An 11746-nucleotide genomic window follows, 5' to 3' on the forward strand; every position below is an offset into this window, starting at 1 on the left:
GCACTCACAGTTCCTTCTCCGCCAGTTCGCGGAAGGCATCGGGAACCGAGCGCCGGGCTTCCAGCGCCACGGCGCCATAGCCGACAGCCTCTCTGCCAAAGCGCTGGCGGATCTTGTCGATGGCGCGGTCGGCGCCAAAGCGCGCCAGGCCTTGCCTGCTGCCGGGCCGCTGCTTTTCATCGGCAAGCCCGAGCGGCAGCTCCAGCTGCAGCTCGGCACTTTCTTCTAGCTGCGACACCGAGATCGCCAGCAGCGAGATGGTCTTCTCCCGAGGGTTGGCGGCCAGCACGCCGCGCACCAGCTCCCCGGCGATTTCGGCCAGCATCGCGGTTGCCGAAATCGGCTGATCGAGCGTCAGCGAGCGTGTGACAGCGTGCAGATCGGCGAAACGCACGCGCACCGTCACCGTGCGCCCGGGCCGTGATTTCGCCCTGAGCCGGCTGGCGACCCGGTCTGCCAGATGCAGCAGGACGGGTCCGAAGATACGCGCCTCGGCCGGCCGTCTGCCAAGCGCCGACTGCGCGCCGGCGGAATGCGACGGCCTGTGGGTTTCGAGCTTTCGCGGGTCGCGGTTCCATGCCAGCGACGCCAGCTTTTCGCCGGCGGCGGGCCCGAGCAACCTTCGCAGCGCCCCGCTATGCGTTTTTGCCAACTGGCCGATGGTCTCGATGCCGATCTCGGCCAGCCGCGCTCTGGTCGCCGGGCCGACGCCCCACATCAGCCCGACCGGCAGATCATGCAGGAAGGCAAGTTCGGTGTCCGGATCGACCACCACCAGCCCGTCGGGCTTGGCCACCTGCGAGGCGATCTTGGCCAGATGCTTGGTGCGCGCCACGCCGATCGAGATCGGCAGGCCGAGCTCTGCCCGGACGCGCCGACGCACCGTGGCGGCGATCTCGGCCGGCGGCCCGAACAGATGCGTGCAGCCGGCGACGTCGGCAAAGGCTTCATCGATGGAAATCCGCTCGACCAGCGGCGTGAAATCGTCGAGCACCTTGATGGCGGCGTCGCCCAGCCGCTGATAGTCGGCGAAATGGCCGCCGACGAAAATCAGTCCGGGGCAAAGCTCGCGCGCACTTCGTCCGGGCATGCCGCCGCGCACGCCGAAAACCCTGGCTTCGTAGGAGGCGGCAAGCACGACGCCGCCGCCGACGGCGATCGGCTTGCCCCTGAGCGCCGGGTCGAGCAACTGCTCGACCGAGGCGTAGAAGGCGTCGAGATCCGCATGCAGGATGGTGGGCTCCATCCCGACCGTTCCCTTTGCGGCGTTGCAGCATTAGCCGCGTCTGTTGTGAGAGGCGTTTTTGCCGAACAAATAGAGAACAAACAGGGCCTATTGTCAAGCGAAGCGGTTGTCGCCGGCCGGCCCGTTCCAGGTCGGGCTGTCGAGTGCTCCGCCTGGGCATCGGACCTGCGGAACATTGTCTCTCGCCTCGGCGTTCATATCCGCGACGGGACGCTGTTTTTGTGGAGGCCGGTATGGGCCAGTTCGAGATGATCGACCTCGTCAGCGTCATTGACGCCTGCACGAGCGATCGCGTTGCCGGGCACTGCGTGTCAATGGCCAGGGCGGTGGAGGAGTTGCGAGTGCTGACCGGTGATTTCGTATCGCCGGACGAGACGGTGGCCAACGCGCTGTCGGCAGTGGCGCTGGGGCGCGGCTGCGCGGTGGTGTTCGACGAGCGAGCGGGCGCCGACATCTTGCTGACGCCGTAGCGCGGCGGCGCCGGGTTGTGGCAGCCAGAAAAGTCGAACAGCGTGCAAAAAGCTGTGCAGGCATGGCCCCATAACCGGGGCGTGGAAAAGTTCTGCGCGTGGGTGTATTCTCCAGGTCGCAAGCGGTCGCAGACCGCATAGGGGGAGAAATGACATGCCGAGGGTTTCAGAACTCTTTTTCAAAACTGCCATCTTGTTCCTGATGTTGGGGATTGCGGCCGGCCTGCAGATGGCGATCTCGGGTGACCACGCCGCTTTTCCGGCGCACGCGCATATCAATCTGCTCGGTTGGGTGACGAGCGCCATCTTCGGCGGCTACTACGCGCTCAATCCGCAAAAGGCGGCGCGTCGCATCGCCATGATCCACTACGGGCTCTACACACTCGGCCTGGTGATCATGCTGCCGGCGCTGTATGTGATGCTGCAGGGAAACCCGGCGCTTGAACCGATCGTCGCCGGCGGCTCGCTCATCGTCGCCGCTGCCGTTCTGGTTTTTGCTTTCGTGGTGTTTTCGCCCGAAACGGCGCGCTCGGTGTCCGGCGTGGTGCCGGCCTCTCGCTGACTGTTCGCGCGCGGCGATCAAAGTCCGACCCGCATTCGCGACCCGCGACACGGGTTGGCCAGGCCGATGGCCGCAGCCGCTGGCTGCGGTGTCTATCGCCGCGTCGGCGCTTAACATACCCGAGTCCCACCACGTATTATTTCGTGACTATTTGGCGCCGGAACCTTCCCAGATATCGCGCGTTGCGGCGACTGTATTCGCGCTGCCTTATATATAGGCAGACTTGAGTACGTCCACAGCATGGGTTGGGGGAGGAGCAGGCCACCATGTCGAAAAGAGAAATCGGAACGTCGGCCTCACTGGGCCGACGCATCGCCGATCTGAAAGCCAGGATGCGAGACGCCAGCGTTACTGAACACGAGATGCAGACCTTCCAGAAGGTCGCAGCCATCATGGGAGGTGTCGAAGGCTCCCTACGCCTCGACGCCGACGACCTGATCGCGGCGTCCTTCGTCACCGAGGCGCTCGGCGATCCCGGGTCGAATTGAAGGTCAGAGCCCGTCGGCACTCAAGTGCCGGCGGTCGATGGCCCGGTTCGCAGCGCCGCGATGCCGGAGCGTGTCTGCACCGCCCGCGGCGGGGATTTCTTGCGCACTTTGAAGATTTCAGGCGAGCGGCCTCGACGGCGCTTGAAATATTGGGCTTCGCGTTCGTGCTTCTCGGCTGCTTCTCGGCTGTCGAAGGTGCCGAGATTGTCGCCGTCCAGCCCTTGACCACAAGGGCTAAGCCAAACCGCCAAGGCGCCTTAAACGAAGGATCCGGCCAGCCGGATTCTTCGAAATATCGCGATGCTCCGGCATCGCCTTCAGCTCATCCTTGGTCCAACTGGTGACGGCGTGGACGTCCCGGGAAACCTCTCGAAAGTCCGCGGTCGCTGCCTTACACGTCGTCGAACGGGCCGCCGCGCCTCGCCAGATCGTGACCAATGGCGGCTTCCTCGGCGTCGTCGGGCAAGGCATCGTCACTGTCCTGGTAGGGGTTGTCGTCATCCTCCTCGGGCAATTCGCCTTCCTTCTCGACACCGGTGGTGTCCGGCAGGCTTTCCTCATCTGCTCCGTCGGGCAGGACCGTTGCGCCACGCAGCGCATCCCAATCCTGCCGGCGCGGCGTCGGCGCTTCCACCTCGTCATTGGCGATCCTGTCGCGGGCATCGTTTTTGCTCGGTGGCGCCTCGACCTCGTCATTGGGTTTTCTGTTTCGTTCTTCCATGATTGCCTCCTCCGGGCGGCTTTGCGTCGAGAAGGTGGAACTCACTTCCGGCTGTCAGGTTCCGGCAACCACTCCATCTCCGTGGAACCAATTGCCGCCAGTCTGCTTTGCCAAGGACTAGTCTGCTTTGCCAAGGAGATGAATCCAGAGGAGCTGGACCATGAAGACTTTCCCCCTCATCCCATGCGTGCTGCTCTTGGCGCTGGCCGACCCGGCGGCTGCGCAGGACAATGGCGACCAGCACGGCCCTGCCGCGCCTTGCCAGGCGCAGCCTCAGGACGATGGTCAGAAGCCGCCGGTCGCCAATGGCGGCGGCGAATCGACCAGCACGCTCGGTCCCTGCGGCGGCGTGCTGCAGCCGCCGCCCAGTGGTGACCAGGGTATGACGCAGCCGCCGCCGGATCAGGGCAAGACGCCGGTGATCAAGCCTGGCGAGGTGCCTGCGCAGCCGCCGAAGCAATGACCTTTGCTTGAAACTTCACGGCGTGGCACGAAGGCGGTCGGTTCCCGTCTTGGCCGGGCGACGAGGTCACCGGATCAATGCCGGCGCCGGCCGCGATCGCCACCGGAATTGGAGCCGTGCATCATCCATGTCGAAGGTCTCCTGAGGGATTGTGCTTCAATGCGAATCTTGCGGGTGCGGGTTCTGCTGGCATGACCGGGAAGCCGATCAATTTAGTCTCCGCTTGCGGAACAAGACCGTACCGGCTGCGTTTGCCTCCAGGAGCCCGCCACCTCGATCTGCGCTGTTTTCGCCTCATGCGGGAACACGGCGGAGCTCGCCAACAACGACAGGAGACGAAGATGAAAACCATCCTTATTCCCGCCGTCGCCGGGCTCGCCATGATCGCTGGTATCGGCATTGCCGCCGCCGACGAGGTCATCGTCACGCAGCCGGCACAGCAGCAGGTGATCATCACCCCGGAACAGCGCACGGTCGTGCACCAGTACGTAAAGAAACATCCGCTTGCCTCGGTCAATCTGCTCGGCGTCGAATTGAATGTCGGCACTGCCTTGCCTGATACTGTCGAGCTGCAGGAGGTTCCCGACGTTCAGTACAGATACGCCGTCGTCGACAACCATACCGTGTTGGTCGACCCCAGCACGCGCAGGATTGTCGAGGTGGTCGAGTAACGCTCGACAACCTAACCCTTCATCGGTGATACGGCCCTGTCGTTCTTCCTAAAAGGGCGGCAGGGCCGAATGATGAACATGATGAAAGGAGAATTGCCATGTTGCCGCATGTCGAGACCCCGAACTCCGCCAATGTTGCGGCGTGTTGCGACAAGTTGCTGGCCGAGCGCAACACGGCGCTGTTATCGATGAAGGAAGCGATCGCGCTCCTGCGGGAGCGCACCGGCACCGATCGTTCGGATGCCGACCTCGCCGGGCTGATCGTCAAGAAAGCGGCGCTGCTCGGCGTTGCGGTGATTTCCGACCCGCGCTGAGATGTCTCGTCACTCAAGACGCCGGTCGAATTTTCGGCTAATGTTTTCGTGGAATCTGGACCAACCGACCGGACCCAACCACGGAGGCTTAAGTGACGGACGACAAACAGGACCGCATTCGCCAGCGCGCGCACGAGATCTGGGAAAAGGCCGGCCGGCCTGAAGGCGCGCATCAGGAACACTGGGAGCAGGCCACGGCTGAAGTCGATGGCGCGGTCGCCAAGCCCAAAAAGGCGGCGAAGAAAGCTGACGCCAAGCCCGCCAAGGCAGCCGCCAAGCCAAAGGCAGCGAAGCCTGCCGCCGCAAAGTCCGGCAAAGCCAAATCGAAATAAGGCCAAGTCGAAATAAGTCAGTCGAAATAAAGCAAGGCCGGAATTCGCTGGCCGGGCCATCCTTGGCGCCCGCCGTTCAGGCGCGCCCGAGCCTCTCAACCTGACGAATTGCGCCTGCGACGGGCAGCGCAATTCCTTGTGTTTGGCGACAGGCGCCCTCATGCCTCCCAGGCATAACTCGACAGCGCAAAGCGAATGCCGGCAGCTGTCATGGTCAGTTCGCATTCGGTGATCTGGCGCAGGTGGCGCAGATAGCGCGTCACGGTCTGTGGCAGCCAGCCGGCGCAGGCCTCTACATAGGCGCGGCTGTGAACAAGGGTGCCGGTCGACAGCCTCTCGTCCTTCTCGGCAACGACTTTCAGATATTGGCGGATGAAGCGGATGTCGTCGGCGATGTCTTGGCTGGCCATTCGCCAGGCCCCGGCGAGGCGTTCGCACTGATCGAATGACAAGGGCAACAAAGGGGGCGGCAATAAAGGCGGCGGCAACGACGGAGATGACCGCAAAGACGAGAGAGATCGGCGAAGGCAACATGGTTCGCTGTGCTCAAGGACATTCCTCTCTGCGAAAAGAGATATCGTACTTTATGTACGAATGAGCGTCAAGCCAATTTCGTACAGTTGGGACGATAACGCAACGAACTGACGAGTCGTCTGTTAACGCCCGGGCGCCCGGCACGTCTGGCCCAAAACACTTTCCCGCAGTGCCTCAACAAACGGCTTCCCCAATGCCGCGAACGGTGCTTTAACCCGCCCATCCACAGGGGTGCTCCGTATCGTCGGGGCTGAGATGAGGGCGGCAAGCCTTCGGACCCTAAAGCTGATCTGGATAATACCAGCGGAGCGAGGCGGGCGATGTTTTCAGGCGCACAGATTTCCCTTTATCCCATGACCGACGATTTCGTCGGCGTCATCCTCGGCGCGCTCGGCGCGCTCGATCCCTGGCGCGACCGGCTGCGGATCGAAACCGATGACATCTCGACCCTTATGGTCGGGCCGCCCGAGGTGCTGTTTCCCGCCATGCGCGACCTGTTCGTCGCGGCGGCCAAAAGCGGCAAGCACTGCGTGCTTTCGGCGGCGGTCTCGCGCGGCTGTCCGGGCGAGCCCGACGATCCGATCTGCCGCTCCGACGAGACCGGCGGCCCCGCCATTCCGCTGGACGAGCGCAAGATCGCCGGGATCCGCGCTGTCCAGGCCACGCCGTCGACCGGCCAGCCGGTGGCGGCGCAGTTCTCGCTCTACGTTATGGGCACGGGCGACCATATGGACGAGATCTACGGCTGCATCGATTTCCTGAAACAGTCCGGCGTCTTTGAGCGCTCAAAGAACTTCTGTACCAAATTGCGTGGCGATGCCGGTGCGGTGTTTGCCACGCTCAACGAGGCCTTCTGCCGCTTCGGCCCCGGCGCCGGCCACGTCACCCTCGACATCACGATCTCGGCGAACAGCCCGAGCGCCGTCTGAGCCGCGGCTCAAGCGTCGTTCCTTGAGGATATTGCCGTGGCTGGTTTATCTGACCCATTGCGTGGAGGAGATGCCTCTGACCCCTCAGCACAGAGAGGAGGGGAGCCATTGGCGATTGGCGAAGACCGCGATGCCCACGAATCTCCCCCCTCGAGCAGGAGATGGCCGGCAGGCCAGAGGGGGTCCCAGCGCGTGGAGCGCCGACGTCCTTTTCGCATCGGCAAGGCGTGGGCGCTCTATGCGAGACGACCCCCTCTGTCGCCTTCGGCGACATCTCCCCCTCGAGGGGGGAGATTAGCCGCAGCCATCGCCAAGACCATCCCCGCCGCCTGCGCCTCCGCCCTGCTCCTCGCGGCGTGGGAGCTCTACGCCCGCTATGGTGGCGCTGCGCCCACCATGCTGCCGGCGCCGTCGCGCGTGCTGCAGCAGGCCTGGGAGCATCGCGCTGCCCTTGCCGACAACACGCTGCCCACCATCCGCGCCACATCAGCCGGCTTCGCCTGCTCGTTGGTCGCTGCCTTCGTGCTTTCGGCGCTGGTCGATTTCTTGGCCCCGCTGCGCCGCGCGCTGTTTCCGCTGCTGATTGTCAGCCAGACCTTGCCGCTGGTCGCGATTGCGCCGCTCATCGTACTGTGGTTCGGCTTCGGGCTGATGCCAAAAATCTTGCTTGTGGCGCTCGTTACCTTCTTCCCGATGATGGTGGCGCTGGTCGAGGGTTTTGCCGCGACCAGCAAGGCGATTTCGCAGATGCTCGCCACCATGGGGGCAGGGCGCTGGCGCATCTTCTGGCTGGCGCGCCTGCCTTCGGCGCTGCCCTATTTCTTCGCCGGGCTGCGCATCTCCATCACCTACGCCGTCGTCGGCGCGATCTTCGCCGAATATGCGGGGGCGGCGAAGGGGCTGGGCATCTACATGCTCAATGCCAAGAACAACTTTCGGCCCGATCTGGTGCTCGCCGCGGTCGCCGTCAGCGCCGCGCTCACGCTTGTCTTGTTCGCCATTGCGGTGCTCGTCCAGCGCTTCGCCATGCCTTGGGAGAATGCAGGGAGCGAAAGCCGCGACGGCAAGGTTGAAGCTGCAGAAGAGAACCGTCAATGACGCGGCTCGAACTCCGGGACATCAGGAAGAACTTCGGCGCGCTTGAGGTGCTCGCCGGCATTTCGCTTCATGTCGCGGCCGGCGAGTTCGTCTCCATCCTCGGCCCTTCCGGCGCCGGCAAGTCGACGCTGTTCCAGTTGCTGACCGGCGCGCTGAAAGGCGAGGGCGACATGCGCTTCGACGGCGCGCCATTGCAGGGCAGCCCCTTCGCCTTCATGCCGCAGCGCGACGCGCTGATGCCGTGGCGGCGCGTCATCGACAATGTGACGCTGGGGCTGGAAGTGCAGGGTCTTGGCCGCAAGGCGGCGCGCGAACGCGTCGCGCCGTTGTTCGCTGAGTTCGGCCTTGCCGGTTTCGAGCGCGCCTGGCCGGCCGAGCTTTCCGGCGGCATGCGCCAGCGCGCCGCCCTTTTGCGCACCGTGGTGCAGCAGCGCGACATGCTGCTGCTCGACGAGCCCTTTGGCGCGCTGGATGCACTGACCCGCGCGGGTATGCAGCGCTGGCTGGAAGGCATGTGGCAGCGCCAACGCTGGACGGCGCTGCTGATCACCCATGACGTGCGCGAAGCCGTCTACCTCTCCGATCGCATCTATCTGATGTCGGCGCGGCCGGCCCGCATCATCGGCGAGATTGCCGTGCCGCTGCCGCGCCCGCGCACCACCGGCAGCGATGCCGCGCGCCAGGCCGCCGCGCTCGAAGCCGACATCCTCGACACGCTGCTCAATCCCGGGACTGACCGGCCCTCGTTCCCGCAGACCGCTCAAAGGAGTTTTTCATGACCGAATTCACACGCCGGCAGGCTTTGCTGCTGACGCTGGCTGCCGGACTGCCGCTTGCCTCTCGCGCTCATGCGGCTACGCAAAAAATCACCGTCGCGCTCGACTGGACGGTCAACACCAACCATGTCGGCCTGTTCGTTGCCCGCGACAAAGGGTTCTACCACGAGGTCGGGCTCGATGTTGAGATCCTGCCCTATGGCGATACTGGCGGCGGCACGCTGGTCGCCAACCGCATCGCCGATTTCGGCATTGCCGGCGTCGGCCTGTTCACCCAGCGGGCTGCCGGCGCCGATCTCAAGGCGGTCTACGCCGTGGTCCAGCAGGAGACCGGCCGGTTGGTCTTCAACGCGGATCGCGGCGAGATCAAGAGTCCCAGGAATCTCGACGGTCTGACCTATGGCGGCTTCGGCAGCGCCTGGGAAAACACGCTGATCTCGACCATCATCCGCCACGATGGCGGCAAGGGCGTTTTCGAGACGGTGACATTAGGCACCTCGGCCTATGAGGCGCTGGCCAACGGCTCGGTCGACTTCACGCTGGAGGTCTCGACCTGGGAAGGCGTCGCTGCCGAGCTGAAAGGCGTCAGGCAGCGCGGCTTCCGCTACGCCGACTACGGCGTGCCCGACGAGCACACTACCTTGATCGCCTCCAGCAATGCCTATCTCCAGGCAAACCCGAAGGCCGCATCGGCCTTCGTCGAGGCAACGCGGCGCGGCTACCAATTTGCCTGCGATCACCCGCAGGAAGCCGGCGATCTGCTGATGGCTTCCAACAAGGATGCGCTGACCGACCCGGCGCTGATCCACGCTTCGCTGAAGATGCTCGTCGACGGGCATTTCTTGCGCAGCCAGGACGGCGTCATCGGCACCATCGACAGGGCCAAGATCGAGGCGATCGGTACCTACCTCTTCAGGGCCGGCATATTGCTCGATGGCGATGGCAAGGCTCTGAAGGAGAAGCCGGATTTCGGGGGGTATTTTACGAACGAGTTTTTGGGAGCGTAATCTCCCCCCTCGAGGGGGAGATGTCGCCGAAGGCGACAGAGGGGGTCGGTACGTCCTGACGCGACTTCCTATCGCGGACAGAGGACGTCAGCGCCTTACGCGCGGCGACCCCCTCTGGCCTGCCGGCCATCTCCCCCTCGAGGGGGGAGATTGCGCCTCACCGCCTTCTCCCTCACATATCGATCATCGAGCGCTTCACCCGGCCGATGATGGTGATGGCGCCTTCGAGCGCCGGCGGCGGGATGTCCATGTAGGAGGCCGGCTGGAAGGGCGGGTTCTCGTTGGGGCGATAGCGCTTGTAGGTGGCCTGGCCGCTTTCGTCCGAAATGACATAGCAGCCATTGGTCACCAGCCGCTTGTCCCTGAGGTTGACGAAGATGATCGAATCCGGTGGCGAGATCTTGTTCATCGACGGGCCGTCGACGCGCAGCGCAATCCATTGGCCCTGCTCCAGATCGGTGGTGGGGATGGTCGGATAGTCGCTGAGATTGACCACCGTATCCTGGCTGCCGAGTTCGCCGGCGCTGATCCACGAGACGATGGGCACATCGACGGTGGCCAGCGACGGCATCGGAATCTGCCGGCCCGACTCGTCAAAGCCGAAATGGCCCCCCGCAAGGCTGCCGCCGTCACCGTTGAACAAGAGCCAGCCGGGATCGACGCCGAACAGGCGGCCGTATTTCTCCGCCGCCTTGCGCGACAGCGGCCGGTTACCGTTCTCGTGACTGATCAGCGTGTTCTTGTTGATGTCGCGCAATGCCCGCGCAGCGTCGCTCGGCGAGGCATAGCCCGCCTCCGCCCGCGCCTGCTGCAATCTGTGCCTCGGTTCCTGCATCGTACAAATTGCCTGAAATTTATCGTCCAATATGTACGATTTCGCTTGCGTACGTTTCGTACATATCGTACGCTTAGCGCATGATCGAACAAATCGCAAGCGTTTCCGCAGACATCCTCAGCTTTCTCCCATCGTCCGGGCTGTCCTCCTCCCCGGTCCGGACGCAAACCGGGGCTTCTGCCCCGGATCCGGTCGAACCGTCGTCCCCCCGATCGACCGGAACGGCCGGAGCCGCTCCTCTCCCGGCTCCGGCCACCTCTTCAGCCCATGGCGCCGCCGGTGCGCCAAGGGCTGTCTCCGGCGGGCAGGGTATTTCCTGCATCCGCACGGAAGATGGCACCGTCATCCTGTTCGACCGGCTGACGGGCAGGGCGGTTTCCGCCCTCACCAAAGCGGCCGCCGAAGCCGCCTTGCGGCATCTCGCCGGCTCGCTGCCGGCCGCCAGTATCGGCTGACCGCGCCGACCATCCGCTCTGATTTTTTCCCGTGGGCCCCCGGGGCCGGCGCTCGGCCTTTGCGCGCGCAATCAATGGATACCGACATGACTGCCTATACCGACACCGAATTGCAGGAGATCGCCGTCTGGCTGAGGGATGGCCTGTCGGCCACAGGGATCGCCGTCCGCTTCACGGCGCTGCGCGGCAGTCCGGTCTCGCGCAATGCCATCATCGGCATCGTCCACCGCAACAGCGCGTTGAAGACCATCGGCTTCGCCAACCCCAGAGGCGGCAGGTCCGGCGGCCGACCGAGGAAGAATGCGACGGGGAAGACTGCGGCAAACGAGAATACCGCCAAGAGGAATCCGCCGGCGCAGCCAAGCAAGCCCGTAACGGAAGTAGGAGTTTCGAAGCAGGCCGCGCCGGTCAAACCGGCCGCCAAACCGAGCCGTCAGCCATCGGCCAGGCCTCTGTTGCCAGCCCGTCCGGCGCCCTCGATCCCGGGCGAAGGACGGCTGGTGGTGGACGGCGAAATCTACCGCTTCAATGTGCCGGCGCCGCGCCCTGCCTCGCTCGGGCGTCAGCCGCATGTCGCCGCCATGCGCTTCATCGACTGCCTGTTCGACCGCTGCCGCGCGCCGCTCGACCTGACGCTGGAGGAAGACCCCGACAACGATGCTCCCGGCAGTCGGCCGGGGCTCGAGATGCTGTGCTGCGGCCTGCGCACAAGGGCGCTGAAAAGCTACTGCGAATATCATCAGACGCGTTTCCACCGACCTGTGGCGGAGGTGGTGTGAGCGGCTGGGCTCCGTTCCTCGCCTCCGGACGACCCCACCAATGATCGAAAGCCGGCGGGACAGCGC

General features: G+C 64.4%; 18 protein-coding genes and 1 riboswitch. Of the genes, 13 read left to right on the forward strand and 5 right to left on the reverse strand.

What is annotated here, in order from left to right; genetic code table 11:
- Positions 1-4 precede the first annotated feature (4 nt).
- Positions 5-1246 (reverse strand): DNA polymerase IV, encoded by a 1242-nt coding sequence (dinB, locus tag AC3EML_RS15135; protein WP_023749883.1) that lies wholly within the window; start codon positions 1244-1246, stop codon positions 5-7.
- 233 nt (positions 1247-1479) lie between these two features.
- Here dinB and AC3EML_RS15140 point away from each other — a divergent pair, with 233 nt between their 5' ends.
- From AC3EML_RS15140 to AC3EML_RS15150, 3 genes are all read left to right on the forward strand, one after another.
- Entirely contained in the window at positions 1480-1716 is a 237-nt protein-coding gene (locus AC3EML_RS15140; RefSeq protein WP_023670353.1) for a hypothetical protein, read from the forward strand.
- Positions 1717-1870: 154 nt separating this feature from the next.
- The gene (locus tag AC3EML_RS15145) at positions 1871-2278 is read left to right on the forward strand and encodes a heme-copper oxidase family protein (protein ID WP_023684822.1); all 408 of its coding nucleotides are present in this window, start codon (positions 1871-1873) and stop codon (positions 2276-2278) included.
- A gap of 266 nt (positions 2279-2544) precedes the next feature.
- Positions 2545-2766: a hypothetical protein gene (locus AC3EML_RS15150; protein WP_023693867.1), complete on the forward strand. Its 222-nt coding sequence runs from the start codon at positions 2545-2547 to the stop codon at positions 2764-2766.
- A gap of 20 nt (positions 2767-2786) precedes the next feature.
- Here the strand turns inward: AC3EML_RS15150 and AC3EML_RS15155 are convergent, their stop codons facing one another.
- Both AC3EML_RS15155 and AC3EML_RS15160 read right to left on the reverse strand, forming a co-directional pair.
- Positions 2787-3017 carry a hypothetical protein gene (locus AC3EML_RS15155; RefSeq protein ID WP_023702926.1) on the reverse strand — a complete coding sequence of 77 codons (231 nt, stop codon included), beginning with the start codon at positions 3015-3017 and terminating at the stop codon, positions 2787-2789.
- A gap of 140 nt (positions 3018-3157) precedes the next feature.
- On the reverse strand, positions 3158-3487 hold the full coding sequence (locus AC3EML_RS15160) for a hypothetical protein (protein ID WP_023705173.1): 330 nt from the start codon (positions 3485-3487) through the stop codon (positions 3158-3160).
- A gap of 160 nt (positions 3488-3647) precedes the next feature.
- Here AC3EML_RS15160 and AC3EML_RS15165 point away from each other — a divergent pair, with 160 nt between their 5' ends.
- The 4 genes from AC3EML_RS15165 to AC3EML_RS15180 all read left to right on the forward strand — a co-directional run bounded on the left by AC3EML_RS15165 (position 3648) and on the right by AC3EML_RS15180 (position 5267).
- Positions 3648-3950: a hypothetical protein gene (locus AC3EML_RS15165; RefSeq protein WP_023684824.1), complete on the forward strand. Its 303-nt coding sequence runs from the start codon at positions 3648-3650 to the stop codon at positions 3948-3950.
- A gap of 341 nt (positions 3951-4291) precedes the next feature.
- Positions 4292-4621: a DUF1236 domain-containing protein gene (locus AC3EML_RS15170; protein WP_023670359.1), complete on the forward strand. Its 330-nt coding sequence runs from the start codon at positions 4292-4294 to the stop codon at positions 4619-4621.
- A 98-nt stretch (positions 4622-4719) separates the two neighbouring features.
- Entirely contained in the window at positions 4720-4935 is a 216-nt protein-coding gene (locus AC3EML_RS15175) for a hypothetical protein (protein WP_023670360.1), read from the forward strand.
- Between the two features lie 92 nt (positions 4936-5027).
- Positions 5028-5267 (forward strand): DUF2934 domain-containing protein, encoded by a 240-nt coding sequence (locus AC3EML_RS15180; RefSeq protein WP_023684825.1) that lies wholly within the window; start codon positions 5028-5030, stop codon positions 5265-5267.
- A gap of 158 nt (positions 5268-5425) precedes the next feature.
- Here AC3EML_RS15180 and AC3EML_RS15185 read toward each other — a convergent pair whose 3' ends face one another.
- Positions 5426-5677, reverse strand: a complete 252-nt coding sequence (locus AC3EML_RS15185) for a hypothetical protein (RefSeq protein ID WP_023735464.1) — start codon at positions 5675-5677, stop codon at positions 5426-5428.
- 341 nt (positions 5678-6018) lie between these two features.
- A riboswitch (TPP riboswitch) is annotated at positions 6019-6131 on the forward strand.
- On the opposite strand from AC3EML_RS15185, the gene AC3EML_RS15190 reads away from it, so the two are divergent.
- The 4 genes from AC3EML_RS15190 to AC3EML_RS15205 all read left to right on the forward strand — a co-directional run bounded on the left by AC3EML_RS15190 (position 6122) and on the right by AC3EML_RS15205 (position 9611).
- Positions 6122-6730 (forward strand): YkoF family thiamine/hydroxymethylpyrimidine-binding protein, encoded by a 609-nt coding sequence (locus tag AC3EML_RS15190; RefSeq protein WP_352521043.1) that lies wholly within the window; start codon positions 6122-6124, stop codon positions 6728-6730. It overlaps the preceding riboswitch by 10 nt.
- Before the next feature lie 255 nt (positions 6731-6985).
- Positions 6986-7828, forward strand: coding sequence for an ABC transporter permease (locus tag AC3EML_RS15195; RefSeq protein ID WP_023689011.1), 843 nt, complete (start codon positions 6986-6988; stop codon positions 7826-7828).
- Positions 7825-8607, forward strand: coding sequence for an ABC transporter ATP-binding protein (locus AC3EML_RS15200; protein ID WP_023689010.1), 783 nt, complete (start codon positions 7825-7827; stop codon positions 8605-8607). Before AC3EML_RS15195 ends, AC3EML_RS15200 begins: the two co-directional genes overlap by 4 nt.
- Positions 8604-9611: an ABC transporter substrate-binding protein gene (locus tag AC3EML_RS15205; RefSeq protein WP_023689009.1), complete on the forward strand. Its 1008-nt coding sequence runs from the start codon at positions 8604-8606 to the stop codon at positions 9609-9611. Before AC3EML_RS15200 ends, AC3EML_RS15205 begins: the two co-directional genes overlap by 4 nt.
- A 172-nt stretch (positions 9612-9783) precedes the next feature.
- Here the strand turns inward: AC3EML_RS15205 and AC3EML_RS15210 are convergent, their stop codons facing one another.
- Positions 9784-10446, reverse strand: coding sequence for a LexA family transcriptional regulator (locus AC3EML_RS15210; protein WP_023727016.1), 663 nt, complete (start codon positions 10444-10446; stop codon positions 9784-9786).
- An 80-nt stretch (positions 10447-10526) separates the two neighbouring features.
- Between AC3EML_RS15210 and AC3EML_RS15215 the strand changes: the two genes are divergently transcribed.
- Complete coding sequence (locus AC3EML_RS15215; protein WP_023689007.1) at positions 10527-10901, forward strand: hypothetical protein; 375 nt, start codon at positions 10527-10529, stop codon at positions 10899-10901.
- An 86-nt stretch (positions 10902-10987) separates the two neighbouring features.
- Positions 10988-11680, forward strand: coding sequence for a GcrA cell cycle regulator (locus AC3EML_RS15220; RefSeq protein WP_023689006.1), 693 nt, complete (start codon positions 10988-10990; stop codon positions 11678-11680).
- The last annotated feature ends 66 nt before the right edge of the window (positions 11681-11746 follow it).

It is taken from the genome of Mesorhizobium sp. P170090, assembly GCF_057786115.1.